This window comes from Helicobacter ganmani, assembly GCF_003364315.1.
Taxonomy (GTDB): domain Bacteria; phylum Campylobacterota; class Campylobacteria; order Campylobacterales; family Helicobacteraceae; genus Helicobacter_D; species Helicobacter_D ganmani.
On record NZ_NXLS01000007.1, the window covers coordinates 26,219 to 52,782 of the forward strand.

29 protein-coding genes are annotated in these 26,564 nt (G+C 38.0%); 17 read left to right on the forward strand and 12 right to left on the reverse strand.

Going from position 1 to position 26,564, the window contains the following annotated elements:
- The first annotated feature begins 1 nt into the window (after position 1).
- Genes CQA43_RS06920 through CQA43_RS06950 form a run of 7 tightly spaced genes read left to right on the forward strand, consistent with a single transcriptional unit; the run spans position 2 to position 4,992 of the window.
- Positions 2-217, forward strand: a complete 216-nt coding sequence (locus CQA43_RS06920; RefSeq protein WP_115551883.1) for a hypothetical protein — start codon at positions 2-4, stop codon at positions 215-217.
- Positions 214-1,488, forward strand: coding sequence for a phosphopyruvate hydratase (eno, locus tag CQA43_RS06925; protein ID WP_115551884.1), 1,275 nt, complete (start codon positions 214-216; stop codon positions 1,486-1,488). The genes CQA43_RS06920 and eno overlap by 4 nt, the downstream gene beginning before the upstream one ends.
- Positions 1,488-1,733, forward strand: coding sequence for a hypothetical protein (locus tag CQA43_RS06930; RefSeq protein WP_115551885.1), 246 nt, complete (start codon positions 1,488-1,490; stop codon positions 1,731-1,733). The genes eno and CQA43_RS06930 overlap by 1 nt, the downstream gene beginning before the upstream one ends.
- Positions 1,730-2,533, forward strand: a complete 804-nt coding sequence (locus CQA43_RS06935; protein WP_245944260.1) for an AMIN domain-containing protein — start codon at positions 1,730-1,732, stop codon at positions 2,531-2,533. Before CQA43_RS06930 ends, CQA43_RS06935 begins: the two co-directional genes overlap by 4 nt.
- Positions 2,520-3,011 (forward strand): shikimate kinase, encoded by a 492-nt coding sequence (locus tag CQA43_RS06940; RefSeq protein ID WP_115551886.1) that lies wholly within the window; start codon positions 2,520-2,522, stop codon positions 3,009-3,011. The genes CQA43_RS06935 and CQA43_RS06940 overlap by 14 nt, the downstream gene beginning before the upstream one ends.
- On the forward strand, positions 3,008-4,132 hold the full coding sequence (gene waaF, locus CQA43_RS06945; RefSeq protein ID WP_115551887.1) for a lipopolysaccharide heptosyltransferase II: 1,125 nt from the start codon (positions 3,008-3,010) through the stop codon (positions 4,130-4,132). Before CQA43_RS06940 ends, waaF begins: the two co-directional genes overlap by 4 nt.
- Positions 4,129-4,992 (forward strand): menaquinone biosynthesis family protein, encoded by an 864-nt coding sequence (locus CQA43_RS06950; RefSeq protein WP_115551888.1) that lies wholly within the window; start codon positions 4,129-4,131, stop codon positions 4,990-4,992. The genes waaF and CQA43_RS06950 overlap by 4 nt, the downstream gene beginning before the upstream one ends.
- Here the strand turns inward: CQA43_RS06950 and trpS are convergent.
- A complete protein-coding gene (trpS, locus tag CQA43_RS06955; RefSeq protein ID WP_115551889.1) occupies positions 4,989-5,978 on the reverse strand; it encodes a tryptophan--tRNA ligase in 990 nt (329 codons plus the stop codon). The two genes, CQA43_RS06950 and trpS, sit on opposite strands and share 4 nt — an antisense overlap.
- 96 nt (positions 5,979-6,074) lie before the next feature.
- Here trpS and hisF point away from each other — a divergent pair, with 96 nt between their 5' ends.
- Positions 6,075-6,845 carry an imidazole glycerol phosphate synthase subunit HisF gene (hisF, locus tag CQA43_RS06960; RefSeq protein ID WP_115551890.1) on the forward strand — a complete coding sequence of 257 codons (771 nt, stop codon included), beginning with the start codon at positions 6,075-6,077 and terminating at the stop codon, positions 6,843-6,845.
- A 104-nt stretch (positions 6,846-6,949) separates the two neighbouring features.
- On the opposite strand, the gene CQA43_RS06965 is transcribed toward hisF, so the two are convergent.
- The 3 genes from CQA43_RS06965 to CQA43_RS09910 all read right to left on the reverse strand — a co-directional run bounded on the left by CQA43_RS06965 (position 6,950) and on the right by CQA43_RS09910 (position 8,051).
- Entirely contained in the window at positions 6,950-7,450 is a 501-nt protein-coding gene (locus CQA43_RS06965) for a hypothetical protein (RefSeq protein ID WP_115551891.1), read from the reverse strand.
- A gap of 8 nt (positions 7,451-7,458) precedes the next feature.
- Positions 7,459-7,866 carry a DUF4879 domain-containing protein gene (locus CQA43_RS06970; protein ID WP_181881654.1) on the reverse strand — a complete coding sequence of 136 codons (408 nt, stop codon included), beginning with the start codon at positions 7,864-7,866 and terminating at the stop codon, positions 7,459-7,461.
- Positions 7,867-7,928: 62 nt separating this feature from the next.
- Positions 7,929-8,051, reverse strand: coding sequence for a hypothetical protein (locus CQA43_RS09910; protein ID WP_281270113.1), 123 nt, complete (start codon positions 8,049-8,051; stop codon positions 7,929-7,931).
- A 234-nt stretch (positions 8,052-8,285) separates the two neighbouring features.
- Here CQA43_RS09910 and CQA43_RS06975 point away from each other — a divergent pair, with 234 nt between their 5' ends.
- From CQA43_RS06975 to CQA43_RS07000, 5 genes are all read left to right on the forward strand, one after another.
- The gene (locus CQA43_RS06975) at positions 8,286-9,878 is read left to right on the forward strand and encodes an ABC-F family ATP-binding cassette domain-containing protein (RefSeq protein WP_115551893.1); all 1,593 of its coding nucleotides are present in this window, start codon (positions 8,286-8,288) and stop codon (positions 9,876-9,878) included.
- A gap of 9 nt (positions 9,879-9,887) precedes the next feature.
- Positions 9,888-12,833, forward strand: a complete 2,946-nt coding sequence (locus tag CQA43_RS06980) for a DUF4910 domain-containing protein (protein WP_115551894.1) — start codon at positions 9,888-9,890, stop codon at positions 12,831-12,833.
- Positions 12,834-12,967: 134 nt separating this feature from the next.
- Complete coding sequence (locus CQA43_RS06990) at positions 12,968-13,792, forward strand: formyltransferase family protein (protein WP_147290091.1); 825 nt, start codon at positions 12,968-12,970, stop codon at positions 13,790-13,792.
- Positions 13,785-14,012, forward strand: a complete 228-nt coding sequence (locus CQA43_RS06995) for an acyl carrier protein (RefSeq protein WP_115551897.1) — start codon at positions 13,785-13,787, stop codon at positions 14,010-14,012. The genes CQA43_RS06990 and CQA43_RS06995 overlap by 8 nt, the downstream gene beginning before the upstream one ends.
- Positions 14,012-14,782: an AAC(3) family N-acetyltransferase gene (locus CQA43_RS07000; protein WP_115551898.1), complete on the forward strand. Its 771-nt coding sequence runs from the start codon at positions 14,012-14,014 to the stop codon at positions 14,780-14,782. The genes CQA43_RS06995 and CQA43_RS07000 overlap by 1 nt, the downstream gene beginning before the upstream one ends.
- Before the next feature lies 1 nt (position 14,783).
- Here the strand turns inward: CQA43_RS07000 and CQA43_RS07005 are convergent, their stop codons facing one another.
- Positions 14,784-15,146, reverse strand: coding sequence for a hypothetical protein (locus CQA43_RS07005; protein ID WP_115551899.1), 363 nt, complete (start codon positions 15,144-15,146; stop codon positions 14,784-14,786).
- 91 nt (positions 15,147-15,237) lie between these two features.
- Between CQA43_RS07005 and CQA43_RS07010 the strand changes: the two genes are divergently transcribed.
- The 3 genes from CQA43_RS07010 to CQA43_RS07020 are packed head-to-tail and all read left to right on the forward strand — an operon-like array spanning position 15,238 to position 17,726.
- Complete coding sequence (locus CQA43_RS07010) at positions 15,238-16,224, forward strand: methionine ABC transporter ATP-binding protein (RefSeq protein WP_115551900.1); 987 nt, start codon at positions 15,238-15,240, stop codon at positions 16,222-16,224.
- Positions 16,217-16,867, forward strand: coding sequence for a methionine ABC transporter permease (locus tag CQA43_RS07015; RefSeq protein ID WP_115551901.1), 651 nt, complete (start codon positions 16,217-16,219; stop codon positions 16,865-16,867). Before CQA43_RS07010 ends, CQA43_RS07015 begins: the two co-directional genes overlap by 8 nt.
- Positions 16,868-16,886: 19 nt before the next feature.
- Positions 16,887-17,726 (forward strand): MetQ/NlpA family ABC transporter substrate-binding protein, encoded by an 840-nt coding sequence (locus CQA43_RS07020; RefSeq protein ID WP_115551902.1) that lies wholly within the window; start codon positions 16,887-16,889, stop codon positions 17,724-17,726.
- Between the two features lie 156 nt (positions 17,727-17,882).
- On the opposite strand, the gene CQA43_RS07025 is transcribed toward CQA43_RS07020, so the two are convergent.
- The 5 genes from CQA43_RS07025 to CQA43_RS07045 form a co-directional block, all read right to left on the reverse strand.
- The gene (locus CQA43_RS07025; protein ID WP_115551903.1) at positions 17,883-18,308 is read right to left on the reverse strand and encodes a PepSY-like domain-containing protein; all 426 of its coding nucleotides are present in this window, start codon (positions 18,306-18,308) and stop codon (positions 17,883-17,885) included.
- Between the two features lie 100 nt (positions 18,309-18,408).
- On the reverse strand, positions 18,409-18,627 hold the full coding sequence (locus CQA43_RS09405) for a hypothetical protein (RefSeq protein ID WP_147290092.1): 219 nt from the start codon (positions 18,625-18,627) through the stop codon (positions 18,409-18,411).
- A gap of 158 nt (positions 18,628-18,785) precedes the next feature.
- Entirely contained in the window at positions 18,786-20,660 is a 1,875-nt protein-coding gene (locus tag CQA43_RS07035; protein ID WP_115551905.1) for a primosomal protein N', read from the reverse strand.
- Position 20,661: 1 nt separating this feature from the next.
- Complete coding sequence (locus CQA43_RS09525) at positions 20,662-21,018, reverse strand: hypothetical protein (protein WP_181881655.1); 357 nt, start codon at positions 21,016-21,018, stop codon at positions 20,662-20,664.
- Positions 21,018-21,251, reverse strand: a complete 234-nt coding sequence (locus tag CQA43_RS07045; protein ID WP_115551906.1) for a hypothetical protein — start codon at positions 21,249-21,251, stop codon at positions 21,018-21,020. The genes CQA43_RS09525 and CQA43_RS07045 overlap by 1 nt, the downstream gene beginning before the upstream one ends.
- Positions 21,252-21,385: 134 nt before the next feature.
- Between CQA43_RS07045 and uvrB the strand changes: the two genes are divergently transcribed.
- A complete protein-coding gene (gene uvrB / locus CQA43_RS07050; protein WP_115551907.1) occupies positions 21,386-23,359 on the forward strand; it encodes an excinuclease ABC subunit UvrB in 1,974 nt (657 codons plus the stop codon).
- A 22-nt stretch (positions 23,360-23,381) separates the two neighbouring features.
- Here the strand turns inward: uvrB and CQA43_RS10055 are convergent, their stop codons facing one another.
- Together CQA43_RS10055 and CQA43_RS07060 are read right to left on the reverse strand one after the other, a co-directional pair.
- On the reverse strand, positions 23,382-25,445 hold the full coding sequence (locus CQA43_RS10055; protein ID WP_115551908.1) for a methyl-accepting chemotaxis protein: 2,064 nt from the start codon (positions 25,443-25,445) through the stop codon (positions 23,382-23,384).
- A gap of 311 nt (positions 25,446-25,756) precedes the next feature.
- Positions 25,757-26,386: a recombinase family protein gene (locus tag CQA43_RS07060; protein WP_245944261.1), complete on the reverse strand. Its 630-nt coding sequence runs from the start codon at positions 26,384-26,386 to the stop codon at positions 25,757-25,759.
- Positions 26,387-26,564: the final 178 nt, after the last annotated feature.

Genomic DNA, 26,564 nt, shown 5'->3' on the forward strand with positions numbered 1-26,564 from the left:
AATGAGACAATTAATTTTAAAAATAAGTTACACTGCGATTCTTTTAAGTGCATATGGAAATGTTGCCCTAGCGCAAGAATCACAAAATAAATCTTGTTGCACTATTGCGGGTTCAGGAGGCTTTACCCTAAGTGAAGAGGATAAGGCATCTTTGCAAGAAAATCAAGAATCTCAATCCCAAAAAACAAATGACCAACCAAAAAAGGAGAAAGAATGATTTACATTGATGAAGTGAATGCGCAAGAAGTATTAGATAGTCGGGGGAATCCAACGGTGAAAACCACCATTCTCTTAAGTGATGGCACAGCCGCAAGTGCAATCGTCCCAAGTGGCGCAAGCACAGGCAAGAGAGAAGCTTTGGAATTGCGCGATAAAGACGAGCGATTTTTGGGTAAGGGCGTCTTAAAGGCTTGTGAAAATGTCAATACAACCCTTTGCGATTCTATCACGGGTTTAAGCCCTTTTGACCAAAGCGCAATAGACAATCTTTTGATAGAACTTGATGGCACAGAAAACTTTTCCAATCTAGGAGCAAATGCAACGCTCGGCGTTTCTATGGCAGTTGCGCGCGCAGCAGCAAAAAGCCTAAATCTTCCACTTTATCGCTATTTGGGTGGAGCAAACGCACTGACTTTGCCTGTGCCAATGCTAAACATCATCAACGGAGGAAGCCACGCGGATAATACGGTAGATTTCCAAGAATATATGATTATGCCTGTGGGCTTTGAATGCTTTAGTGACGCATTGCGCGCAAGTGCTGAAATCTATCAACATCTCAAAAAACTGCTCAAGGATTCCAAACATATTACGAGTATTGGCGATGAGGGAGGATTTGCTCCCAACCTCAAAACCAACGAAGAGCCAATTCAAATCATCTTAGAAGCGGTAAAAAAAGCGGGTTATAAAGAGGGAGAGCAAATCGCAATTGCATTAGATGTGGCAAGCAGTGAATTTGTTAATGATGAGGGTATTTATTGCCTCAAAGGCGAGGGCAAAAACTTAAGCAACGAGGAGATGATTGAATATTATGAAAAATTAATCGCAAAATATCCTATTGTTTCTATTGAAGACGGCTTGAGCGAGGACGATTGGGAGGGTTGGAGCAAACTCACCCAAAAACTTGGCGACAAAGTGCAACTTGTGGGAGACGATTTGTTTGTAACAAATGCTAAAATCTTAGAAGAAGGAATCGTAAAGAATATCGCAAATGCCGTGCTTATCAAGCCTAATCAAATCGGCACAATCAGTCAGACAATGCAAACAATCCGACTAGCACAACGCAATCATTATCGTTGCATTATGAGCCACCGCAGCGGAGAAAGTGAGGATAGCTTCATCGCGGATTTTGCTGTGGCATTAAATACCGGTGAAATCAAAACAGGCTCTACCGCTAGAAGTGAGCGTATGGCGAAGTATAATCGCTTGTTAGCGATTGAAAATGAATTGACATTTCCTGTTTATTTGGGTAAAAAACTTTTTAACAAATAATGGAATCTACGACATTTCAAAAGGGTGGATTCTACAAACTCCTACCCTTTTTAAGCCTTGTTTTGTTGATTTGTTTATTGGGGGTTTATTTTGGCAATTTACTCTTTGGCACAAATTCCTTAAGTGTGCTTTTGGATATTAAAGACAAAGAATCTCAAATACGCAAGGAAGTCAAACGACTAATGCACGAGAATGCAAATCTACAAAAAGAACTTTTTGAATTGAAAGGACTTGAACCACAATGAAACACCTAAAATTAATTTGTAGCGTAGTGATGATAATCTCTACAAATGGATTACTCGCGCAAGAGAAAGCAGAATCTTTGCCAGAGATTCCAACTCTCAACATTGATATGCAAAAAAATCCAACACCCCCTAGCGACGCCCAAACACAACCCAAAAACAATGCGCAAACAGAAATATCAGAGCCTAATGCTCCCTCTCTAACAGAAAACAACAATGAAACCAATGCAACCAAAAGAGGACGCGACCCCTTTACACCTATGATTACCCCAAAAGAGAGTGGGCAAATTACCAACGCTCCACAGCTTGATTTATTCACTAAAACAGAGTTGATTTTACCCTCTACTGCTAGAAAAATCAAAAAAATTACTTTAGAATACCAGAATCTTAATGGCTCTATTACAAGCATTGAGCAGAATCTTGAGGGAGATATTGATTGGCATTTTCCTTTGATTTTAAGCCAAGAAGTGCGGCCACAATCTCCCAAAACTTTAGAGAAACAAGACTTTACTTTGGGTAATCTATTTGATTTTAACATCACAAAACAAAAGATTCAATTCAAGACTTCTCTTCGTATGCTTCGTGATTTCACCCTTGCTTCGCCTACACGTTTGGTATTGGATTTCAAAGCACCCAATAAAACCTCGCTTCAAGAGACTTTTGATTCACAAATTCCCTCTATTCCAAAGATTTCTTTAAGCACACATTTGGATTTTTATCGCATTACATTCAATCTTGATGGGCAGTATAAATACAAAATCACCCAAAATTCATCTGGAAATTACGAGATTGAACTCTACTAATTGCGTCCTTATCGGCTTTATGGGTAGTGGCAAAAGCACGATTGCCAAAGCCCTGCACCAAATCAATCACGCATTGGTTTTGGATAGCGATTCCATTATTGAAAGCAATGAGGGCTTAAGTATAAAAGAAATCTTTTCGCTCTATGGCGAAAAATATTTTAGAGATTTAGAATGTAAATTTTGCCAATTCATTGCACACAATGTCCAAAACGCAATTATCTCCACAGGTGGAGGAATGCCTTTGTTTTGCGATGTTCAATCAATGGGAAAGGTTTTTTTCTTGCATTTAGAATTTGAAAAAATTTTAAGCCGCTTCAATGCAGAAGAGAGAAATCAACGCCCTTTGTTTCAAAATGACGATTCCGCTTTAGAACTTTATAATACGCGCCTAAAGCATTACCAATCTTGCGCACACTATGTGATTAATGCAGACCAGAGCATTCAGGCAATTACACAAGAAATTTTGGAGAAACTATGAATAAGATTTTAGTTAGAATCCCAAATTGGCTAGGAGACGCTGTAATGGCAACTTTTGCACTAGAGATTCTATTTTTGCGCTTTCCTCAAGCGCATTTTTATTTAGTCGGAAGTGCTACAAGCATTGCACTTTTCGCGCATTATCCCCGCGTAAGCATATTAGAAGACAAAAGCAAAAAGGCAAAGTTTAGAATCCCAAGCCTCTACCGACTTGCAAAATCCATTCCGCCTTGCGATTTGGGATTCACCTTTCAAAACAACTTCCTCTCTGCCCTTTTGCTTTACTTCAATGGTGCAAAATTTCGTGCGGGATTTGCAAAAGAAATGCGAAGTTTTCTGCTCACATTCCACCCCAAAAAACCCACAGACATTCACGAAGCTTCACGTTTTGCAAGACTTGTAGAATCCGCTTTGCACTCCCAAAGATTCCAAACTCAAAATCAAAACTTTGAATCTTTGGAGATTCCACCCAAACTCTACCTTAAAAAGCCAAATCTACAAATTACTTTACCGCAACATTTTAAAGATTCCAAAATTGCAGGGATTAATGCAGGAGCAGCCTTTGGAGTAGCAAAAAGATGGGAGGAATCCTATTTTGCGCAAGTCATTTGGTTTTTGTTAAGCCAAGATTATAAAATCATTCTTTTTGGTGTGCAAAGCGAAAATGCGATTAACGACAAAATACTAGAGTATTTGCGTGCGATTCCACATTTCACAGAATCTGCGTTCCAAAACATTCTCAATTTAAGCGGAAAAACTACAATTGAAAGTCTCATGGCATACTTTCTTAAACTTAACTTTTTGCTTACCAACGACAGCGGTCCTATGCACATTGCAAGCGCATTGGAGATTCCAACTCTCGCCCTTTTTGGACCTACAAACATCAAGGAAACCTGCCCCTTTAATGCCAAAAATTCGCATATTCTCTCCCTTGAAACATTCCACCAAAAACTTCCTTGTATGCCTTGTATGCAACGCACTTGCCCTATTCCCAAAGATTCCACAGATTACCACACTTGTATGCGGAATCTCACACCAAATCTTGTCATCAACAAGATTCAATCCCTTATAAGCGAAATTAAAATACAATCCACCCAAAAATTAGCAAGTGAGCAACAATGAGAACTTTGAGCTTAGGACATTCTCCCGACGCAGACGATTTGTTTATGTATTATGCGATTGCCTTTGGTTGGGTTAGCAATCCTAAAATTTATTTCCAATCCTGTGCGCTAGACATTGAAACACTGAATATTAAAGCCTTAAAGGGCGAGCTAGATATTTCTGCGATTTCCTTTGGAGTTTATCCTCTTGTGGCGCAGGAGCAATGCTTGCTAAGAACGGGAGTTAGCTTTGGAGAAGGTTATGGACCCAAACTGATTAAGCTAAAGAGCAAGAATCTGAAAAAAAACTTCAAAGTTGCTTTAAGTGGTGCGCACACAACGAATGCTATGTTATTCAAAATTGCTTATCCGCAAGCAAGAATCGTTTATAAAAATTTCCTTGAAATTGAAAATGCGGTGTTAAGCGGTGAAGTAGATGCGGGCGTATTAATCCACGAATCCATTTTAACTTTTGATGAAAGGCTAGAAACAGAGCGAGAGATTTGGGATATATGGCGCGAATTAAACAAGCAAGACTTGCCTTTACCACTTGGGGGAATGTGTATCCGCCGCTCCTTGCCACTAAGTATTGCTATACTCTGCGAGGAAATGCTGACAAAAGCGGTTGAAGTCGCACTAGAAAACAAGCCGCTTTTATCCAAAATGCTCCAAGAGCGGAATCTCATTCGCGTAGATTCCAAACATCTAGAAACCTACCTCAACCTTTATGCTAACAAGGATTCCATAAGTCTAAGCAAAAAGCAGCTAGAAGCAATCAACGCGCTTTTTAGAATCGGTTTTGATTATAAAATCTACTCACAAATCCTAGAAGTGCGAGACTGCTTGATTCCAACCGAATATAAAGATTTCCGCAACAGCTAAATTAGCCCTATTTTTTCTTTAGTTTCTTTATAGGTTGTAGCAGCAATCTCACGTGCGCGCGATTCTCCTTCTTGCAAGATTCTATGCAAATAATCCTTTTCGCTACTTAGTTTTTCATAGGCTTGCCGAATCGGGCGCAATCCCTCAATTACGGCTTCTGCTACCCTTTCCTTTAACTTTCCATAACCTTGCCCCGCAAACTCTGCTTCAATCTCCTCTACTTTTTGTTTAGTAAAGCACTGATAAATATTGAGTAGATTATAAACACCCGCGCGATTCTTATCAAACGCGATAATCCCCTCACTATCCGTTGTTGCCTTTTTGAATTTTTTTATTATCGTTTCGGGTGTATCAATTAAAGCAATAGAATGGTTTGGCTTATCACTAGAGCTTTTACTCATTTTCTTTGTCGGGTCGTCTAACCCCATAATGCGCGCGCCCTCTTTCAAAATCAAAGGTTCAGGCACAACAAAAGTTTCTCCAAAATCCCGATTAAAGCGTATTGCGGTATCACGCGCTAACTCAATATGCTGCTTTTGGTCTTCTCCGACAGGCACGAGATTGCTTTGATAGAGCAAAATATCCGCACTCATTAAATTAGGATAATTAAAAAGCCCAGCTAGAATCTGCTTAGGATTCTTCGCACTCTTATCTTTGAACTGCGTCATTCTACTTAAATCGCCCATTGGCGTAATGCAAGTTAATAGCCACGCTAAAGAAGTGTGTTCTTGGATTTTGGACTGAATAAACAAAATGGACTTTTTAGGGTTAATCCCACAAGCAAGGAGCATTGCACATAAATCATAGGTTTTTTCGCGCAGAATACTCGGATTTTGCGGAATCGTAATTGCGTGAGAATTTACCACACAAAAAATATTTTCATACTTTTCTTGATTTTCTACCCAATTTTTCACTGCGCCCAAATAATTTCCTAAATGGATATTGCCTGTGGGTTGAATCCCAGAAAACACGCGCGACTTTTGCATAATAATCCTTAATAAGTTTAAATCAAGCCGCAATTATAGCCAAAACTTAGACTTAAAAGAAAATTTGCTAAGATTTTACAAATAAAAGGAAATAAAATGAGCAAAGACACATTGGCAAAGAGAATCATTCCGTGTTTGGATATTAAAAATGGACGCGTGGTTAAGGGTGTAAATTTCGTAGGGCTTCAAGACGCAGGGAATCCGATAGAGGTTGCTAGACGTTATAATGACGAGGGTGCAGATGAGATTACCTTTTTGGATATTACCGCCACCCTTGAGGCAAGGAATACAACCCTTGCAATGGTGCGCAATGTTGCCAAAGAAGTTTTTATCCCGCTAACGGTTGGGGGAGGGATTTCAAGTTTGGAACATATTTATGATTTGCTGAATGCGGGCTGCGATAAGGTCAGCCTTAACTCCTCGGCACTTAAGAATCCTGATTTGATTACGCAAGGTGCAAAGCGGTTTGGTTCTCAATGTATTGTCGTAGCCATTGACGCCAAAAGGCGCACAAATGGGAAAGGTTGGGAAGTCTATACGCACGGGGGACGCAACAACACGGGGGTGGATTTGGAACAATGGGCAAAGGAATCCTGTGAGCGCGGAGCAGGTGAGATTCTGCTTACAAGTATGGATTGCGATGGGACAAAGGCAGGTTATGATTTAGAGCAGTTACGCGCCATATCTAGCGCGGTTGGGATTCCGCTTATCGCAAGCGGTGGAGCAGGAAGTAAAGAGCACATTTTGCAAGCCTTTTTAAATGGCGCAGATGCCGCACTTGCTGCGTCTATTTTTCATTATCAAGAAATCCACATTATGGATTTGAAGCAGTATCTAAAGGCGCACGGAATTGCAGTGAGGATTTAACGCGCCTTTGCGTGTCCTTGCAAGACTTGACATTGCGTCATTGCGAAGCCCTTTAGGGCTGAAGCAATCTATAATCTTGCATAAAGAAAAGAAACAATAGAATCTTACGCCTTAATTCCTTGCAGAATCTCGCTTAAAATGTCAATGGCTGCGCTTTTGCGCTTTTCAAAATGCGCTGGGCTTTCTGTCTCTCCCATATATAAGCCTCTTTGAATAGCAGTTTCAGATTCCAAAACTCCTAGCACATTTTCTAACATTTCTTTTTGTTCAGTCCTAGAAGCATTTGCAAAATTTTGATTCCAACTTACATTTGCCCTCTGCCAATTCACTTTAAGCGGGTCTGTGTTATGCTCTTTTGCATATTGTTGAATCGCAGAGACAATCTGCGCTGTGCGTACCATTCGCCCCTCATCACTATCCCAACTCACACCAAATTCACTTAAATTAATAGCATTAGCCTTTTGTGATTCTCTATTCTCTGCGTGGTTTTGATTGTTTTGCATAGACAAAAGCACTTCAAAGGAAGTTGCGCTCTCTTGTTGGTTTTGTGTTGTTTGGTGGAAAAGAGGATTTTCTCGCACATAAGAATTTGTATTAACTTGCATAGGAATCCTTATTTAATGTAAATAGAAGTAGATTTAGATACTGCTGCATTGTTGATAGATGTAGCTGTAAATTCAAAAGTTCCATTAGTATTTTTAGGCTTTGAAATATCCCAATAATCAATAAAACCATCTACGATATTATCTCCATCTAAATCCACTCCTTCGGAGTCTAATTGTATTGCCTCATTTCCTGCAAATTTTGCTCTATCATAGCTATGTCCGCCATAACCTACAACACCTGTATTAACTTGGAATGGCACTCCATCATGGTCATATGCAGTTTCAGTTTGATTATCATTAATGTATTCGCAGCCACCATATTTTCCAGAACAAACATCAAGAATTAATACTTGTGTAATCAAAGGTGCGGAGGCTTTTGGTTGAATTTTGGCATTTTCTTGATAGCCTTTTTTCATTTTCTCTAATGCCTTATCAAATTCACCACTTAAATATTTTTGTTTGTTGGGCGAATTTGGTTCTAAAAAGATATTGACACCATTGCGCGTAATTTTCTCTTTACCCTCTGTGTGTAGTTATCCGCACCAAATGCGATTCCGCAACTCAAAGCACTAGCAAGCGCGAGACTTAAAAATTTTCTCATTTTTGACTCTTTTTAAAATTTAAGATATGCAGAATCTTAAGCAAAAAGTGTGCCATTATTCAAGATTCCATTTTTATTTATCTTTAATGCAAGATTTTAGATTGCTTCTCCTCTTGCTACGTTCTACCTTGCGATAACGCGGTAGCGCATTGACAATGAAATTTAAAGAGAGATTCTATTCCTTAAGCAAGATTCAATTAAAATTTCAAAATTTTATTTGTAGGAAGTAAGCGTATGGTTCAAATTACCGGACTTGGTATGCAATATGCAACCAAAAAACTCTTTGAAAATGTGAATTTAAAGTTGGACAAGGGTAAGAGATATGGACTTATTGGCGCAAATGGTGCAGGAAAATCTACCTTTTTAAAAATCCTTAGCGGAGAGATTGAACACACAAGTGGCGACATTGCTTTTGACCCCAATGCAAGACTTGGTGTTTTGGGACAAAATCAATTTGCTTTTGAGGATTTTAGCATTAAGGATTGCGTTCTTTTTGGCAACAAGCGACTTTATGACGCTATTAAAGAAAAGGAATCACTCTACAATGCAGGGGATTTTAGTGATTCTGTTAATGAACGTTTGGGTGAATTAGAGATGATTTGCGCGGAAGAAGACCCTACTTATGAATACGATGTGCAAATAGAAAAGATTTTGGAGGATTTGGGATTCCCAGCAAAACAACACGAGGAGCTAATGAAAACGCTCACGGGCGGGGATAAATTTAAAGTGCTCCTAGCGCAAGTTTTGTTTCCAAAGCCTGATATTTTATTTTTAGATGAGCCGACAAACAATCTTGACTTAAGGGCGATTGCTTACTTAGAGGAGCAACTAAAACGACACGAAGGAACGCTTGTTGTTATCTCACACGATAGACATTTCTTAAACAGCGTTTGCACGCATATTTTGGATTTGGATTTCAAGAGCGTGCGAGAATTTAGTGGGAATTATGATGATTGGTATATCGCCTCTACACTGATTGCTAAACAACAAGAAATGGAGCGCAACAAAAAACTAAAAGAAAAAGAGGAGCTAGAATCCTTTATTGCGCGTTTTTCTGCAAATGCTTCTAAGGCAAAACAAGCCACAAGCAGACAAAAGCAGCTAGACAAACTTGACATTAAAAGCCTTGAAGTTTCAAGCAGACGCGACCCAAGCATTGTTTTTAAACCCAACCGCACGATTGGAAACGAAGCTTTAAATATTGAGAATCTCTCCTTTAGTTATGGAGATTTGTGTATTTTAAAAAATCTTAGCCTTACGATTCTGCCCGGAGACAAAATTGCACTCATCGGACGCAATGGAATTGGAAAAACAACTTTTTGTGAGCTAATTTGCGAAAACCTTAAACCCCAAAATGGAATCATCAAATGGGGTGCAACGATTGAGCGAGGCTACTTTCCGCAAAACACTACCGAGCAAATCAAGGGCGAGGAAACACTCTATGAATGGCTAAGAGGTTTTGATAAAAAAAAGGAAGCGGGAGAGATTCGTAACGCACTTGGGCGAATGCTCTTTAATGGAGAGGAACAAGAAAAAAATGTCGGCGCACTTAGTGGAGGAGAGAAGCACCGCATAATGCTTAGCAAGCTAATGCTAGAGGGTGGAAACTTCCTCGTGCTAGACGAACCCACCAACCATTTGGATTTGGAGGCGATTATCGCACTAGGCGAGGCACTCTATAAATACAGCGGAAATGTACTTTGCATAAGCCACGATAGAGAGCTAATTGATGCGTATGCGAATCGTATTATTGAATTTAAAGAAAATAACGAAGTAGTAGATTTTCGCGGAAGCTATGAGGAATATCTCGCCTCACAAGAAGCTTAAAGGGCTAATATGGAATTAAATAAGAATCTACAAAATGCACTAAATACCTACGCGGACAATATTGCCATAGAAGTAGAAAATCACTCTCTAACTTACACTGAACTTAAAAATCAAAGTCTAAGATTGCTTGCGTTTTTAAAAGCTGATAAAATGGGGGGGGGGGGCAAATATAGCTCTTTAATTGTCTTTGGCTCTCGTGAGCTAGAAGTTTATGTCAGTATTCTTGCTTGTGTGCTTGGGGCAATCACTTTTATCCCCTTAAATCCTAAATTTCCCAAAGAACGACAGAAAAATATTATAGAACGCACAGATAATGCACCAATGATACTCTGTCCAAACTGCTTAGAATCTTTTAGAAAAATCGCCCATTCTTTGTCCAATCTACTGATTTTTAGTTTTGGCGATACGCAATCCCTGCAAAAAGAATTTCCAAAACACCAATTCGTTGCGATTCCAAACTTGCAACAAGAAATAGACACAAACTACCAAGAATCTGAAATTCAGGATTCCTCCCCTGCCTATTTGCTTTTTACAAGTGGTAGCACAGGGATTCCAAAGGGCGTTTTAGTCTCACGCGCCAATCTCGCAAACTATTGCCAAAGAGTCCAATCTCTCTACCATTTCTCGCCAAAGGATAGAATCTCACAATTTTTTGATATAACTTTTGACTTAAGTATGCACGATATTTTCTGCACTCTTTTGTGTGGTGCGACATTAGTTGTGATTCCACACAAAAACCTTCTAAACCCGATTTCTTTCCTCACTTCCAAAAGGATTCATATTCTTTTTGCTGTGCCCTCACTCCTAGCCTATTTGCAAAAATTCAAAGCCCTAAAAGAAAACATTATTCCAAACCTTAAAGTTGCCCTTTTTTGCGGGGAAGCACTGCCGACTCCCCTTGCTCTAGATTTTGCTAAAGCCGCCCCCAATGCACTTTTGGATAATCTCTATGGTCCCACAGAAGCGACTATCAGCTTCACGCGATACCGCTGGATTGGCAAAGGTGGAATCGCAAAATGTGGAATCCCACAAACAACAAGTGAAATCTTGCCTTTAGGTCTTCCTTTTGCGGGGTTGTCAGTAAGTTTGCGCGACTCTCTTGGTCAAGAAATTTCACAAGGAGAAATGGGTGAAATTTGGCTTGGAGGCGACCAAATTGCCTTAGGATATTATAAGGATGCAAACAAAACAAAGGAAAAATTCATCGTTGAAAATGGTATACGCTGGTATAAAACAGGAGATTTGGGTAGATTTGATACAGCTTTAAATGCCTATTGTTTCTGCGGGCGCATAGACGAACAAGTCAAGATTCAGGGATTCCGCGTAGAACTCTTAGAGATTGACAACGCATTGCGCGAAGCAAGTGGAGTGCAATCCCGCGCAATCCTGCTAGAAAAGGACAACTTAAGCACACTCTATGGTGTTTGTGAAAACCACACGCTAAATTCTAAACAAATCTTAGAAAACTTGCGCGCCAAACTGCCTTTTTATATGCTACCAAGCAAGATTCTTGTATTAGATAAATTTCCATTGAATGCCAATGGCAAGGTAGATAGAGGGGCTATCAAACAATGGGTAATCCAAACCATAGAATCGCAAAACCCCACAAAAGAAACCAAGCTCCACCAAACCCACGATAAAGGCAAAATAGATTTCTTAAGCTATGGCGAGGAAATGCTAAATCTCACCAAAAGGTTGTTTAAGATTCCGCGCTCTCTTAGCGGTAATGGAAACAGAGAGACTTTGAAAATCTTGCAAGAATCTTTAGAAAATCTTAAAATCTATGAAGTATCAAGCGGAACAAAGGCATTTGATTGGGAAATTCCAAAGGAATGGAATGTGAAAGACGCATATATTTTAACGCCAAGTGGTGAGAAAATCTGCGACTTCAAGGAAAATAATTTGCATTTAATAGGGTATTCTATTCCTTGTAAATGCGCCCTTACCTTTAGAGAATTGGAATCGCATTTGTATGTTTTAGAAAACCAACCCAATGCGATTCCCTATATCACTAGCTATTATAAAGAGCGGTGGGGATTTTGCCTTAAGTTTTCGGACTTTTGCGCCCTTAAAGAAAAATACAAGGATTCGCCACAGAAGTTTCAAATCCATATTGATAGTAGTTTGGAGAATGGAAGCTTAAGCTATGCCGAACTTTACATTCAAGGTAAAAGCAGACAAGAAATCGTCTTTAGCACCTATATTTGCCACCCACAAATGGTAAATAACGAACTAAGCGGAATCTCTCTTGCTTGCGCACTTGGCAAACTCTTGAGCCAAAGAGAAAATCCCTACTCACTCCGCATTTTGTTTCTACCTGAAACCATCGGAAGCATTTATTATCTAAGCCGTCATTTAGGGCATTTAAGAGAGTTTTGTATCGCAGGATTCGTGCTAACTTGTATAGGGGATTGCAGGAATTACTCTGTGCTGCACTCTAGGGAGGGCAACAATCTAGCTGATAGGGCGGCAAAGCACATTTTAACACATTATTATAAGGGCTTTAAGGAATACAGCTATTTAGATAGAGGAAGTGATGAGAGACAATATTGTGCGCCCAATGTGGATTTGCCCTTTTGCACCCTAATGCGCACAAAGTTTGGTGCATATCCTGAATATCACACTTCCTTAGATGATTTAAGTCTTGTAAGTGCGCAGAGTTTTGCGGATAGTTTGCAGTATGTATGGAGAATCTTGCGCAGTTTAGAACTCAATGGAATCTACCAAAACACCATTCTTTGCGAACCACAACTAGGTAAAAGAGGCTTATACCCGACACTTAGCACCAAAGATTCCATTAATCAAATCAAAGATATGCGCAATATTTTAATGTATTGCGATGGCAAAAAGGACTTGCTAGAAATCGCTGAAATTTGCGACATTGACTTGCTTGTAATGCAAGAATGGGTAGAAAAATTCTTAAACGCAAAATTACTTATAAGGGTAGAACAATGATAGAACAAAAAATTTTAGAGTTTTTGCAAGAGAAAGGAATCGCATTTGATAGCGAAATGCAGAGCAAATAATTGGGGGAGGGGGCAAAAAGCCATAAGATTCTTTGCAACCCCCTATATTGAAAGGGTTGCAGCGTGAGAAAGTCTGTATTTGAGTCCATTTTAATTCTAGGCACAGGCACTCTTGCCTTGAACATCACAAAAATGCTTTTTGGGCTCTTTGGCACAGATTCTCGCCCAAAACTCCTTTGCGCTTCTTATTTGGAATCACCTTTTTCACTCTTTAGCACTTGGTGCAAAACTTCAAAAATCCCTTACATCAACTTCAAGAACAAAATAGCTTTAAGCGAATATTTAAGTGGATTTGAATCCTCTATGCTCCTGATTAGCGCGCACAATTACTATATTTTCCCCTCCAATCTTTTGCAAAAACCATTTTTAAAAATTATCAATTATCACAACTCTTTGCTTCCCAATCATCGTGGTTTAAATGCGCAAATGTGGAGTATTTTTGACCAAGACTCTACAAGTGGAATCACTTGGCATCTTGTATCAAGCGGGATTGATTGCGGAGACATTATCATTCAAAAATCTATTCCGCTAGATTCTACTTACACTTATTTAAAACTCACGCAAGAGCAACTCCAATTAGCCTTTCTTGCCTTTAGAGAAATTTGCGATTCTCTTTTGTCTTGGAATCTCCCTTTAAAAACACAAGAAAAAATCGGTGATTTCGTATTGCACAAGGCAAGAGATTTACCAAATAATGGAATCTTGGATTTACATTGGGATTTTGAGAAAAAAAGTGCATTCTTGCGCAGTATGGATTGCGGCAAAAGCCACCTTTTGCCCAAACCAAAGATAATTTTAGAGGGCAAAAAATATGTGATTTTAGACTACACCCCAAATCCCAAAAATGCACTTGGATTTGATTTTACTCTAGGAGAAAAAAATGAATGATTTAGAAGTAATTTTACAAGAAATTGTCGCAGAAATAGACTTAAGCAGTCCAGATTTTATTGGCGATGGATTTTTAGATTCCTTTGCACTAATGTCATTAATTGGGGCTTTGGAACAATCTTATCATATATCAATTTTTGATGAGGAAGTGGAAATACAAGATTATAGGAGCTTAGAATCTATCAAGAATCTTTTGAGAAAAAAAGGAGTAAAAATCTAATGGATTTTATAAAATTCAAAGACAAAATCTACACAACACAAGATTTAAAAGAGATTTTACAAGAGCTTGAAATCACGCAAGGAGACACTCTTTTGGTGCATACAGAATCCTTTCGGTTTGGGATTCCATTACTCCCAAAAGCAATTTTTAATCAGACATTGTGTCAGACTTTGATAGAATCTTGCGGTAAAAGGGGCAATGTTATCCTTCCAACTTTCACTTATAGCTTCTGTCAAAACGAACCTTTTGACCTCCTGCACTCTAAGTCAAAGGTGGGAAATCTCGGGGATTCCTTATTGCAACTTGGGGGCAAACGCACCTCTTGTCCTATTTTTTCTTGCGCAGTTTTTGGAGATTTAAAAGAAAAATTGCGCGACTGCAAGGAAGTTTTGGGCAAAGAGAGTATTTTTGATAAATTATTAACGCAAAACGGCAAAATTTTAACATTTGGTAATCAATATGTCGGCTATACATTCATACACTATTTAGAATCTCTCGCCAATGTCCCCTATCGTTTTGATAAAACTTTCAGTGGAATTTTCATTGATGAAAAAGGTGAAAAAATGCACAGAAGCGTCATTTATAGAGTGAGACATTTGGGCAGAAAAAGTGAGCTAGATTACAAAAAAATAGCACATTTTTTACTAGATTTGGAAATCTTAAAAGTCTTAAAATTTGGCGGGGGCGAGATTGGAATTATGGAATCCCAAAAAGTCGCGAAGGCGGTTTTGGAAGTTTTAGCAAAAGATTGCGAATATTTTTTGGCTTAAACTACTCCCCACCTAAAATACTTCCTTGTATGCTTCTTTGCAATTCTTGCGCTTTTTTGATTAACTCTTGTTGTTCTTTTTGTGCGTCATTTTCTTGTTTGGATTCTGTGGCTTTGGAATCCCTTTGTGCAGTTTTTTGAGCTTTTGAAGCGGGTTTAGAATGGATAGAATCCTGCACGCCCATTTTGACAAAAGTATCCTCATAATTCTTACCGCCCTTTTTTATCCGAATATACACCTGCCCGCTTGCTTGGTCGTATAAATAAGTGTCGTCCATATCGCTAAACATTACCCAAGGTTGCGCATTTAAAATTCCATAACAAAGCATTAACACAATCCATAATCTAGCAAAACCTTTCAACATAAAACCCCTTTTAGCTTTTTTCACTATAATTTCGCAATTTTATCAGATTTTACAAGCAAATAACGAAATGGCAAAACAATTAAGGAGCAAAATGGATTTAATCAAAGTGCAGAATCTTTCCAAAAGTTATGGTAATTTAGAGGTATTAAAAAACATTAATTTAAGGATTAAAAAGGGTTCAATCTTCGGGCTCGTCGGACATAGCGGAGCAGGAAAAAGCACTTTGCTCCGCACCTTTAATGGATTAGAATCCATTAATTCTGGCAAAATAGAAATTGATAACTTGGATATTTCTAAACTCACAACCAAAGAATTGCGTGCATTTAGACAAAAAGTTGGAATGATTTTTCAGCACTTCTCCTTGCTTAGTCGCAAAAATGTTTATGAGAATGTCCTCTTGCCTTTACAATGCGCAAAAGCTACAATCAACGAGGCAAAGATTAAGAATCTCTTAGAATTGGTTGGTTTGCAAGATAAGGCAAAATCCTATCCAAACGAGCTTAGCGGAGGACAAAAGCAACGCGTTGCGATTGCAAGGGCATTAGTGATGAATCCTATGTTGCTTCTAAGCGATGAAGCTACAAGCGCACTAGACCCAAGTATCACGGGTGCTATTTTAGACTTACTTGCGCAAATCAATCAAGAACTAGGCGTAACGATTGTGCTTGTAACGCACGAAATGGAAGTCGTCAAACGACTTTGTAGTGAGGCTGCCTTTATGGAAGCCGGAGTGGTGCTAAAAAGTGGAAAAATTGAGGATTTATTCCTTTCGCCTGACTCAAAAATGCGTGAATTTTTGGGAGAAAATGAGATTCTACCCGATGAGGGGTTAAACATTCGCATTTATTTTCCTAAAAACTTGGCACAAAATCCAATTATCACACAAATGGCGCGAGAATTACAAATGAACTTTAATATCGTATGGGGCAATTTAGAATCCTTTAATGGAATCGCACTAGGAATTTTGGTGATTAATATTGATAAAAATGCCAAAGAAAAAGTCTGCAATTATCTGAATGCACGAGGCGCGCAATGGGAAATCATAGAATCCAATCCACAAGGAGAACCAAATGGATAGCAAAACCATTTCTTTGCTTTTAGAAGCGACTTTAGACACGCTTTATATGAGCATACTCGCAACAAGCATTGCAACACTTTTGGCGATTGTGCCTAGCATTTTGCTTACCCTTTGCGCCCCTAATGGTTTAAGCCCTAATGCGTTTATTTTCCGCACACTTGATAGCATTACAAATACCTTGCGTTCCTTTCCTTTTCTTATTTTAATGGTTGTCTTATTTCCCTTAACACAATTTATCGTAGGCAAAAGCATCGGTGCGAGCGCAGCAATCGTGCCACTTAGCATTGGTGCAGCACCCTTTATCGTGCGTATCATAGAAAATGCACTCAAAGAAGTGGATAAAGGAGTGATTGAAGCTGCTCTTAGCTTTGGCGCAAGTAATTTACAAATTATCTTTCGGATTATGTTTGTAGAAGCCTTGCCAAGCATTGTCTCTGGAATCACACTTGCTCTTATCCTAGTTGTTGGATTTAGCGCGATGGCTGGAGCTGTGGGTGGAGGTGGATTAGGCGATATTGCAATTAAATATGGATATTATAGATTCCAAAGCGATATTATGTTATACACTGTTTTGATTTTAATTTTTCTAGTGCAGATAATTCAAAGTTTTGGGGATTTTCTGTATAAAAAATTAAAACATTAAATTTTTACAAAGGACAACAATGCTTAAAAAAGTAATTTTCAACAAACTAACACTCGGCACAATAGCTCTTGCAGTGATTTTTAGTGGCTGCGATTCCAAAGTAGAATCACAAAACAATGCACAGAAAACAGAAAAGACGGAAATGGAAAAACTAATTGTCGGCGCAACTCCCGAACCACACGCAGTAATGCTAGAAAAAGTCAAGGAAACTTTGGCAAAAGAGGGAATTACTTTAGAAATCAAAGAATTTACCGATTATGTAACACCAAACAAATCTTTAGACGATGGCTCATTAAACGCAAACTTTTTCCAACATAAGCCTTATTTGGATTCTTTTAACAAAGAACACAAAACAAATCTCGTCAGTGTCGCGGGAATCCATCTAGAGCCAATGGGTGTTTATTCTAAAAAAATCAAAAACTTGGACGAGCTAAAAGAAGGCGATATGATTTCCTTGCCAAACGATCCAAGCAATGGAGCGCGTGCGCTTAGAATATTGGAAGCAAATGGACTTATCAAACTTCAAGAGAACGTAGAACTTCCAAGCGTGCAAAACATAATAGAAAATCCTAAAAACTTGAAATTTAAAGAAATGGACGCACCACAACTTGCGCGCGCACTTGGAGATGTCAGCGCATCAGTCATTAATACCAACTTCGCTTTACTTGCTGGATTAAACCCGCTTAATGATGCAATTGCACTTGAGAGCAAAGATTCACCTTATGTGAATATTATAGTAGTAAAAGGCGGCAATGAAAAAGACGCACGCATACAAAAGCTTATCCATTCTCTCCAAAGCGAAGAGATGAGACAATTTATCCTAGACCAATACAAAGGCGCAATTCTTCCTAGTTTCTAGTTTTTCTTGCAATAATTATAAGGCTTTGATAAAACTCACGATAATCTAAATAAAGAGATTCTCTCTTTATGGATTATCGCAATTCCTTATGGAATCTTGAAATAGAGGAAATTAAAGGGATTTTAATTCCTCGCAAGGACGCAAGGAAAGCACAGCCTAATATTTTTCGCTTAGCACTTTCCCTTCTTTATCCATAATTAATTCTTTATGGTTATCTAATTTGACTTCATAGCCATTGTAGCTTTTAGAAATTTCCATAATTTTTGCAGTGGCATATTTTGCTTTAATACCATTAAGCACACCTTGAGGAATAAAGCCTGTATTACTAATGGGGGCATAAGATTTAACTTCTCTCCAATCTCCGTCTTTTGCAAACTCTACTTTAGAATCATTGAGAAATTTCACTTGGTAATCATTAAAGCTTTTTTCTACTAAGCCCACTTTTTCATTCGCAAAATAAGTTTGAATGAATTTTTGTGAATTTTGTGGTAACTCATTTTGTTGAATCACTACATCAGCAGCCAAAAGAGCATTTGCCCCAACCAACACACTAAAAGCACACGCTAAACCAAACTTTTTCATAAATAACTCCTTTAAATAAAATTGTAAGTCAAATTATAAAAGGGGTTTATGAAGTTTTTTTTAATAGTTTGTCAATTTTTTGTCAAGATTTGAGAGTTTTTTATTTATGGTTTTTAGGGCATTCTATCTCCGACTTTATTGCATTTTTATTTTGAATGAGCTGTTCTAATTCGCAGCAATTTTCTTTTAAACTATCAATCATACTTTCAGCCTTTAAGCCAATCATCAAAAGCTCACAGACTTTTGGGCGATCTTTTTTCCATTTTCTCAAAGTCTTCACATTAATACCCAGTCTTCCTGCGAGATCGCGTTGTGTCATTTTAAAATCTCTTAAATTTTGCAAAAATCTAGTGTTTTTCACTTTAAAACGCAACAAGGTAAATTTAGAACTTTTTAATAATAAAAAAGGTAAAAATAGGATTAATACTTTATTGAGGTGCAAAGTTTTCTCGTCATTGCGAACGAAGCGAAGCAATCTCAAGCAAATTCTATCGGGTCTATATCCATTTCGCAAGCAATCGTATGCAAGGGCTGAAGTGCCAAATGCAAATCCCGCACCTTTGCACTGCGCAAGAAAATGACATAACGCCATTTATTTGCAATGCGTGGAATCGGGGCAATTCCACTTCCCACAATCTCTACTTTTAGGGATTCTATGCGAATTCTATCCTGCAAAAGCACAAGGGCTTGCTGCATAAGCTGTTGCGATTTTTCTTGATTTTTTTGGCTAAAATGCACCAAGGCAAGCCGCGCAAAAGGTGGATACAAAGATGTGCGCATCGTCAGCTCCTCTTCTAAAAACCTTTCATAATCTCCCAAAAAACTTTCAAAAAAGTCTTGATGTAAGGTTTGCACTAACACCTTGCCATTTTCTTTGCGCCCACTTCTACCCGAGAGTTGAAACATCAAGGACAATGCTTTTTCCCGCGCCCTATAATCACCGCTACACAAAAGATAATCTAATCCTAAAATCACGCTTAAATTCACATTATGATAATCGTGTCCTTTGGAGAGCATTTGAGTGCCGACCAAAATATCAATTTGATGTTGATTAAAAGCCTCCAAAGTTTGCTTGAGCTTACGTTGTGTTGTAATAGAATCTCGGTCAAAGCACGCAATATTAGCCTTTGGTAAGATTTTTGATAAATGTTCAGAAAATTCTTGTGTTCCCATACGCAAGCTTTGCAACTCCCCGCCACATTTAGGACAAGATTTTGGGACTACTTGTGCGAAATGGCAGTAATGACACTTTAAACTAGAATCCCTTTTGTGCAAACTTAAAGACACACTACAATTAGGGCATTCTATACTTTCGCCGCATTGCCCACAAAGCAAATGTTTGAAGTTCGCACGCGTAGGCAAAAAAACGATTGCTTGCTTAGAATCTCTAAAATTCCGCTCCAATGCGCTAAAAATGCTAGAATCCAACACATCATAACTAGCACAAAAAGTAAAATGATTTTGCGTTTGGAAATGCGTGCCTTTGAGGCGAAAAACCGCATTTTGTGTTTTGGCGCGCGAATAAGTGGTTGCAAGAGGTGTTGCACTACCTAGCACGATTTTAATCTTTGCCATTTTAGCGAGATACAAAGCCACATCACGTGCGTGATAACGTGGAGCGGAGTTGGACTTATACGCGTCATCGTGTTCCTCATCTATAAGGATTAAATCTAAGTTTGCTAGAGGCAAAAAGAGTGCCGAACGCGCACCCGCTAAGATTCTTACTCTGCCCTCTTTTAAATCTCGCAAAATTTGTTTTTTGGCTTTGCTTGTGATTTTAGAATGCCAAAATGCAAGACATTCACCAAAAACCGCTTTTAAACGTTTCTCCATTTGAGGAGTAAGTGAAATTTCTGGCATTAAGAAAAGAGCATTTTTGCCTCTATGCAGAGATTGATTCAACAAATGAATATAAATTTCTGTTTTGCCACTTCCTGTATCGCCAAAAAGTAAAGAATTTTGATGCTTGTTGATAAACTCTAAGGCTTGTTGCTGTTTAGCACTCAAAGGATTCAGTGCGAAACTTAAACTTGGAAAATCCTTGATAGAATCTTTGGCAAAGGGAATAAAAAGACCAAAACTAAGAGCATAAGAAGTGCAATAGTAGCGTGCGATAAATTCTGCCACTTGACATTGCAGGGGCGAGAATTGGAATCCTAAAGGCAAGGCTTCCTTGCAAGCAAATTCTGGTTTGGCGCATTCTTTTAGCACCACACCTTGCACTTGCTTATCTTTTAATGGAATTTCTACTAACAATCCACTCTCTAGGGATTCTGCACTTGCATAAGTGAGGATTGGAGAATTTCGCTTCAAAGTCGCAATATGATAGTAAAAGGGAGGTAAATTGTGCAAATTAGTTGGATTGAGCGTTTAAATTATTGGATTGCACTGAAGTTGCTTCCTCTTGGCTTGGCGATTCTACATTATTTTGGGATTCTTTTATTTCTTGTGGTAAATCCACAGCTTGAAGAGGATTTTGCAATTCTACATTTTGCGTATTTTGAATCTTTTGATTTGCCTTGATGATTTCGTTTTTGAGTAAGTTGTTGATTTCGGAATATTCCAAAAATGTGCGTAGCAAGTCGCGCGGGTGAATGTTGTTCGTTTCATCTACTAAAGATTTTAACGATTCTAATGTGGCAATAGAAATCTCGCTTGTGGGTATGTCGTAGTAGCGACCCATAATGCAAACGCGAAAAATATCACTCATTAGCGACCAAGAACATTTTGAATTTTGTTGAGCACATTCTCTAGTTCGCGTTCTTTTGCTCCAATTTCATCATAAAGTGAGCTAATCTCACTATTTTTCGCTTCATTTTCTGCTTTTAGAAGCACGATTTGCTGACGCAACGATTGATTTTCGTCTTTTTGTTTTTGCAATTCATCTATTAGCGCGTCAATGCTTTCTAAGAGTTTGCTTGAGAGATTCTTTGCTTCTTCCATATCCATCTTTCCTCGCAATTAAAAATAAATTTTAATTTTAACATTATTTTAAACATTTTTTATAAAAAACGCAAGATTTCTAAGGAATCTTATGCAAAAATTATGCTTTAATTTTGCTTAAAGGTTCTTTTTTAATGTTTCAATTACATTCTTCTTTTCAACCCTCTGGAGACCAACCAGAAGCCATTAAAACGCTTAGCGGATTCATTCAGGCAGGCAATCAATACCAAACGCTCATTGGTGTAACAGGGAGCGGAAAAACCTTTTCTATGGCGCACATCATAGAATCTTTACAAATTCCCACCCTTATTATGACGCACAACAAAACCTTAGCGGCACAACTTTATAGTGAATTTAAGGGTTTTTTCCCAAAAAACCATGTGGAATACTTCATTTCGCACTTTGATTATTATCAACCAGAAGCCTATATTCCGCGTCAAGATTTGTTCATTGAAAAGGATTCTAGCATTAATGAGGAGCTAGAACGGCTACGATTAAGTGCAACTACTTCCCTGCTTGCCTATGATGATAGTATTGTTGTTGCCTCTGTCTCTGCAAACTACGGCTTGGGGAATCCACGCGAATATTTAGAAATGATTGAAAAATTTGAAATAGGCGGGCAATACCACCAAAAGTCGCTTTTGTTACGCCTTGTAGAAATGGGCTATAAGCGCAATGATAATTTCTTTGAACGTGGAGACTTTCGCGTCAATGGTGAAGTAATAGACATTTATCCCGCATATAGTGAGGACGAAATTTTGCATTTGGAGTTTTTTGGCGATGAGTTAGAATCCCTCAGCCTTTTGGATTCTGTGGATAAGAAGTCGCTTAAAAAACTAAAATCCTTTGTGTTGTATGCAGCAAATCCTTTTATTGTAGGCGAAGAACGGCTAAAAAGCGCAATTAAAAGCATAGAAGAAGAGCTTGCAGAGCGATTAGCGTTTTTTAAATCTGTCGGAAAAATGATGGAATATGAGCGGCTAAAGTCTCGGACAGAATTTGATTTGGAAATGATTAGCGCGACAGGAATCTGCAAGGGCATTGAAAACTATGCGCGCCATTTAACGGGCAAAAAACCGGGTGAAACTCCTTATTCTCTGCTAGATTATTTCGCACAAAAAAATAAGCCTTATTTACTTATTGTAGATGAAAGCCACGTGAGTTTGCCACAATTTGGGGGAATGTATGCAGGCGATAGAAGTCGCAAAGAAGTGTTAGTAGAATATGGATTCCGCTTGCCAAGTGCGCTAGATAATCGCCCCTTGAAATACGAAGAGTTTATACAAAAAGCTCCGCATTTTTTGTTTGTTTCTGCAACTCCTGCACAAAAAGAGCTGGATTTGAGCGGCACGCACACCGCAGAACAACTTATCCGACCCACCGGCTTGCTAGACCCCACCTATGAAGTGCTAGCAGTGGATAGACAAGTGGAGATTCTTTATGATAGAGCAAGAGAAGTGATTGCCAAAGGCGAGCGCGTACTTGTAACTGCACTGACAAAAAAAATGGCAGAGGAACTTACAAAATATTATAGCGACTTAGGGCTCAAGGTGCGCTATATGCACAGCGATATTGACGCGATTGAACGCAATCAAATCATTCGTGCTTTAAGGGCGGGAGAATTTGATATTTTGGTAGGAATCAATTTATTGCGTGAGGGATTGGATTTGCCTGAAGTCTCTTTGATTGCGATTTTGGACGCAGACAAAGAAGGATTTTTACGCAGTGAAACGAGTCTAATTCAAACAATGGGACGCGCGGCAAGGAATCTGCATGGGCATGTGTTGCTCTTTGCAGATAAAATCACCCCCTCTATGCAAAAAGCTATGGAGATTACAGACTATCGTAGAAGCAAGCAAGAAGCATACAACAAGGCGCATAACATCTCACCACAAAGTGTTTCAAGAAAGCTTGATGAGGATTTGAGGAATCAAGACTTAGGAATACTCTACGAAAAAGCAAAGAAAAGCAAAGACAAAATGCCTAAAAGCGAACGCGAAAAGCTTATCAAAGAACTAAGCAAAAGAATGCACGAAGCAGCTAAAAAGCTAGAATTTGAAGAAGCGGCGAGATTGCGAGATGAAATCGCCAAATTAAGGACAATGTAAAATTGTCTTTAAATCACGATTATTAATACTTTTTCTTGTTAATATCTTCTAAGATTGCATCAGCCAACTTTGCAACATCTTGACCAATCACATTCACATCTTTAGCGATTTGATTATTTTGTTGTGTAATTTGCTCTACTTCAGCAATAGAATTTGTAATTGCTTCCATTGCACTTGCTTGATGATTGATGTTATCACCTGCTTGGTTAATGGACTGCACCAATGTATTTGTATAGGCTTCAATCTCGCTCAAACTCTTGCCCGTGCGTTCTGCTAACTTTCGCACTTCATCAGCCACAACTGCAAAACCTCTTCCGTGTTCCCCTGCTCTTGCTGCTTCAATGGCTGCATTAAGGGCTAAAAGATTGGTTTGGTCTGCAATATCTTGAATAACTTTCAAAATATTTTTAATCTCATCACTCTGTCTTGCCACCTCTTTAATCATTGTATTGCTATCTTGCATATCTTGAGAAATCTTAGATATCGTTTGTGAGCTAGCTTGCAGGGATTGCGTTTGCAAATCAGACTGCTTTGTTAGATTAACTAAGAAACTCCTTAAATTACTACTTTTTTCGTGCAAAGTATTAGAACATTCTGCACTAAAGCGAAGCATTTTGGCAACTTCCTCTCCTAGTTTATTTGTAATGATTTCCACTTCTCCTTTTGGATTTTCTAAAGATTTCGTAAAGTCTAATTCAGAAAATGACTGATGCACTTTTGCGATACTCTTAAGGTCAGAACCAATGTGATGTTGCAAAGAATCCAACATTGTATTTAAAACTTCTTTTAATTCCAAAAGATTGGGATTATTTGGATTAGCTTCAATACGCACTTTTAAATCTCCTTGCTCTACTTTTGCAACAACTTGTAAGGATTCTTTAATCGCAATCTGATCTTTTTCTAAACCAAACTTAATATTTTGAGCGTTTTGATTAATAGTTTTTCCCATTGCCCCTAATTCATCTCTACAAGTTAAAGGAATATCTTGAAAATTGTCTCGTTTGTTGTTTAAATAATCAAAAAATTCCTGCAAGCCGTATTTTATTAAATTTAATCGTTTATAGATAATATGCCCCACTAGATACATTACAACACAAATAAGCACCAAAACTAGCAAAGAAATCATTGCTGCAAAATTACGAGTTGCCTTAGCAACTTTCAACATTTCTTCTAATGGAATATTTGCAAACACCACCCAGTGAATCGTATTGCTATTAGTCCCAAGTGTAAGGGGTTCCATAATTGTTATTATAGGTGCTTTTGTATTGGGACTAATTCTATCAAAGATAATCTCTTTGCCCAACAAAGCCTCTTTTAAATATTCATTTGCACTTTTATCTACATTTTCCATTTCACGATTAAATGTATGGAAAAACTTATGATGTAAAACTACACTATTTTGAGAGAGAAGGACAATGAAGCCACTTTCTAAGATTTTCATTTGCTCCATTTCTTCACCCATTTTTTTTAAATCCAATAGAATCCCACTAATACCAATCGTATGAGAATTATAAGTAATTTTGTTCAATAAATAAACAGGAGCATAAAGGGGTGTCTTGTCCGCACTATCTTTTGGCTTTGGTTTTAGTTTGGGTATAAAAATTGCCTGTGTTTCGCTGTCTTTAAATAGTGCATTGATTTCATCGTTCGTAAGGCTTTCAATGTATTTTGGTGATGATGAAGAGGTGGTATAAACTTCACCATTAAAGAATTTGACAAATGCAGATTGGTAAAGACCATTTTGACTTAATAATTGTTTTAAATAACCATTTAATATTGCAGAGCAGTTAGAATCGCAAAAGCGATTTGCATTTGGACTTGTTAGATTGCGCAAGCTTTGATTAGCTAAAATTGCAATATTTGCTACATTTTCAAATCCTAAATTAATTTTATTTTCTAAAATCCTTGCTTGGTTTTTGAGTGTCGCTTGCGCATAATTTGTGGTTGTTTCTTTGGCAAAATTAAAATTCTTATTCCCTACTAGCCACACGACTAAAGCAAGTCCAATAAGAGCCACTGCAAAACTTGCAAAAATGATTTTAAACTTTAAGCTGACATCATTTACTCTTAATAGAACTCGCCACATTATAAACTCCCCTTATTTTTAGATATTATACTAAAACAACTAGATAAAGCTATGTGATTTAATCACATTGATAACCTTGCTTTGAGAGTAAAAATTAAAAAAATATTTTGGAATCTTGCTAATATTAGGAGCTTAAGGATGGCATTTGTCAAGTCAAATATTGTAATTTTAAGTTTGTAGATTATGATTATAAATTTAAAATAAAGGGACGATTAATTTTACTCAAAAAAAGCTTAAATTTATATTTTATCTTTTATTTTGGATTCTGGATTGCCACAAAAATTTTGCAAATTTTCTCGCAAGGACGAATCCTAAGCCTTGCCTTTATCTAAAATCAGATTCCGACTTTTGCAAAACCATAAAAACGCTTCATAGGTTTTTAACTTTTCATATCCCAAAATGCGCCAAATCTCCTTGACACATTCTCCTTGCGCAATGCGTAGTTTGATTTGTTCTATATCTTTGTCAAACACGCTATTAAGGGAGTTTTTGGGACGCCCTAATCGTTTGCCTTTTGCCTTAGCGTTTTGTAATCCTGCTTTGGTTCTTAGCGAGATAAACTCTCGTTCTGTTTCAGCCACATAAGCATAAATACTCAAAAGCAACTTGGAAGTTGCGTTATTAAAAGTCGTCAATTCTGGCTGACGAATAAAAATAAGTTGGATTCCTTTATCTGCTAGTTCCAAAACAAGCAAAATCGTCTCCAACATACTTCTGCCAAGCCTTGATAATTCAGTCGTAATGAGCAAATCGCCACTTTTGAGAGTTTTTTTGAGTGCGATGATTTTCCGCTTTTCTTGCGATTGTTTAGAGCTTATTTCAATAATGAGCCAATCATCTATTGTGATATTATGAATTTTGCAATATTCAAAGATTTGGGTTTTTTGCGCGCTTAAATCTTGCTTATTTGTGCTAACTCTAATGTATGCAATGCGTTTCAAGTGGTTTCCTAGTGGCTTTTAAGAATTATAACTAATATTGTGGTTAATTAAAATTAATCGTCCGATTTATTTTATTTGCGGACTTAAGGAGAGCGAGTGGCTTAAAGAGAAATGAGTGGGTATTTTGAAAGTTTTGTCCCCTCTGACTTCCTCTTATACACTACAAACTCTCCCTTGA

Coding starts and splice junctions, on each gene's coding strand:
- CQA43_RS06975 (WP_115551893.1), top strand. CDS start 8,286: ATGGTTCAAATTACCGGACTTGGTATGCAATATGCAACCAAAAAACTC.
- CQA43_RS07000 (WP_115551898.1), top strand. CDS start 14,012: ATGGATTTTATAAAATTCAAAGACAAAATCTACACAACACAAGATTTA.
- CQA43_RS06930 (WP_115551885.1), top strand. CDS start 1,488: ATGGAATCTACGACATTTCAAAAGGGTGGATTCTACAAACTCCTACCC.
- waaF (WP_115551887.1), top strand. CDS start 3,008: ATGAATAAGATTTTAGTTAGAATCCCAAATTGGCTAGGAGACGCTGTA.
- CQA43_RS06920 (WP_115551883.1), top strand. CDS start 2: ATGAGACAATTAATTTTAAAAATAAGTTACACTGCGATTCTTTTAAGT.
- CQA43_RS06935 (WP_245944260.1), top strand. CDS start 1,730: ATGAAACACCTAAAATTAATTTGTAGCGTAGTGATGATAATCTCTACA.
- CQA43_RS07045 (WP_115551906.1), bottom strand. CDS start 21,251: ATGGAAGAAGCAAAGAATCTCTCAAGCAAACTCTTAGAAAGCATTGAC.
- CQA43_RS09525 (WP_181881655.1), bottom strand. CDS start 21,018: ATGAGTGATATTTTTCGCGTTTGCATTATGGGTCGCTACTACGACATA.
- CQA43_RS06950 (WP_115551888.1), top strand. CDS start 4,129: ATGAGAACTTTGAGCTTAGGACATTCTCCCGACGCAGACGATTTGTTT.
- uvrB (WP_115551907.1), top strand. CDS start 21,386: ATGTTTCAATTACATTCTTCTTTTCAACCCTCTGGAGACCAACCAGAA.
- CQA43_RS09405 (WP_147290092.1), bottom strand. CDS start 18,627: ATGACACAACGCGATCTCGCAGGAAGACTGGGTATTAATGTGAAGACT.
- CQA43_RS06995 (WP_115551897.1), top strand. CDS start 13,785: ATGAATGATTTAGAAGTAATTTTACAAGAAATTGTCGCAGAAATAGAC.
- CQA43_RS07010 (WP_115551900.1), top strand. CDS start 15,238: ATGGATTTAATCAAAGTGCAGAATCTTTCCAAAAGTTATGGTAATTTA.
- CQA43_RS07020 (WP_115551902.1), top strand. CDS start 16,887: ATGCTTAAAAAAGTAATTTTCAACAAACTAACACTCGGCACAATAGCT.
- CQA43_RS07005 (WP_115551899.1), bottom strand. CDS start 15,146: ATGTTGAAAGGTTTTGCTAGATTATGGATTGTGTTAATGCTTTGTTAT.
- CQA43_RS06965 (WP_115551891.1), bottom strand. CDS start 7,450: ATGCAAGTTAATACAAATTCTTATGTGCGAGAAAATCCTCTTTTCCAC.
- eno (WP_115551884.1), top strand. CDS start 214: ATGATTTACATTGATGAAGTGAATGCGCAAGAAGTATTAGATAGTCGG.
- CQA43_RS09910 (WP_281270113.1), bottom strand. CDS start 8,051: ATGAGAAAATTTTTAAGTCTCGCGCTTGCTAGTGCTTTGAGTTGCGGA.
- trpS (WP_115551889.1), bottom strand. CDS start 5,978: ATGCAAAAGTCGCGCGTGTTTTCTGGGATTCAACCCACAGGCAATATC.
- CQA43_RS07025 (WP_115551903.1), bottom strand. CDS start 18,308: ATGAAAAAGTTTGGTTTAGCGTGTGCTTTTAGTGTGTTGGTTGGGGCA.
- CQA43_RS10055 (WP_115551908.1), bottom strand. CDS start 25,445: ATGTGGCGAGTTCTATTAAGAGTAAATGATGTCAGCTTAAAGTTTAAA.
- CQA43_RS06970 (WP_181881654.1), bottom strand. CDS start 7,866: ATGAAAAAAGGCTATCAAGAAAATGCCAAAATTCAACCAAAAGCCTCC.
- hisF (WP_115551890.1), top strand. CDS start 6,075: ATGAGCAAAGACACATTGGCAAAGAGAATCATTCCGTGTTTGGATATT.
- CQA43_RS07015 (WP_115551901.1), top strand. CDS start 16,217: ATGGATAGCAAAACCATTTCTTTGCTTTTAGAAGCGACTTTAGACACG.
- CQA43_RS06980 (WP_115551894.1), top strand. CDS start 9,888: ATGGAATTAAATAAGAATCTACAAAATGCACTAAATACCTACGCGGAC.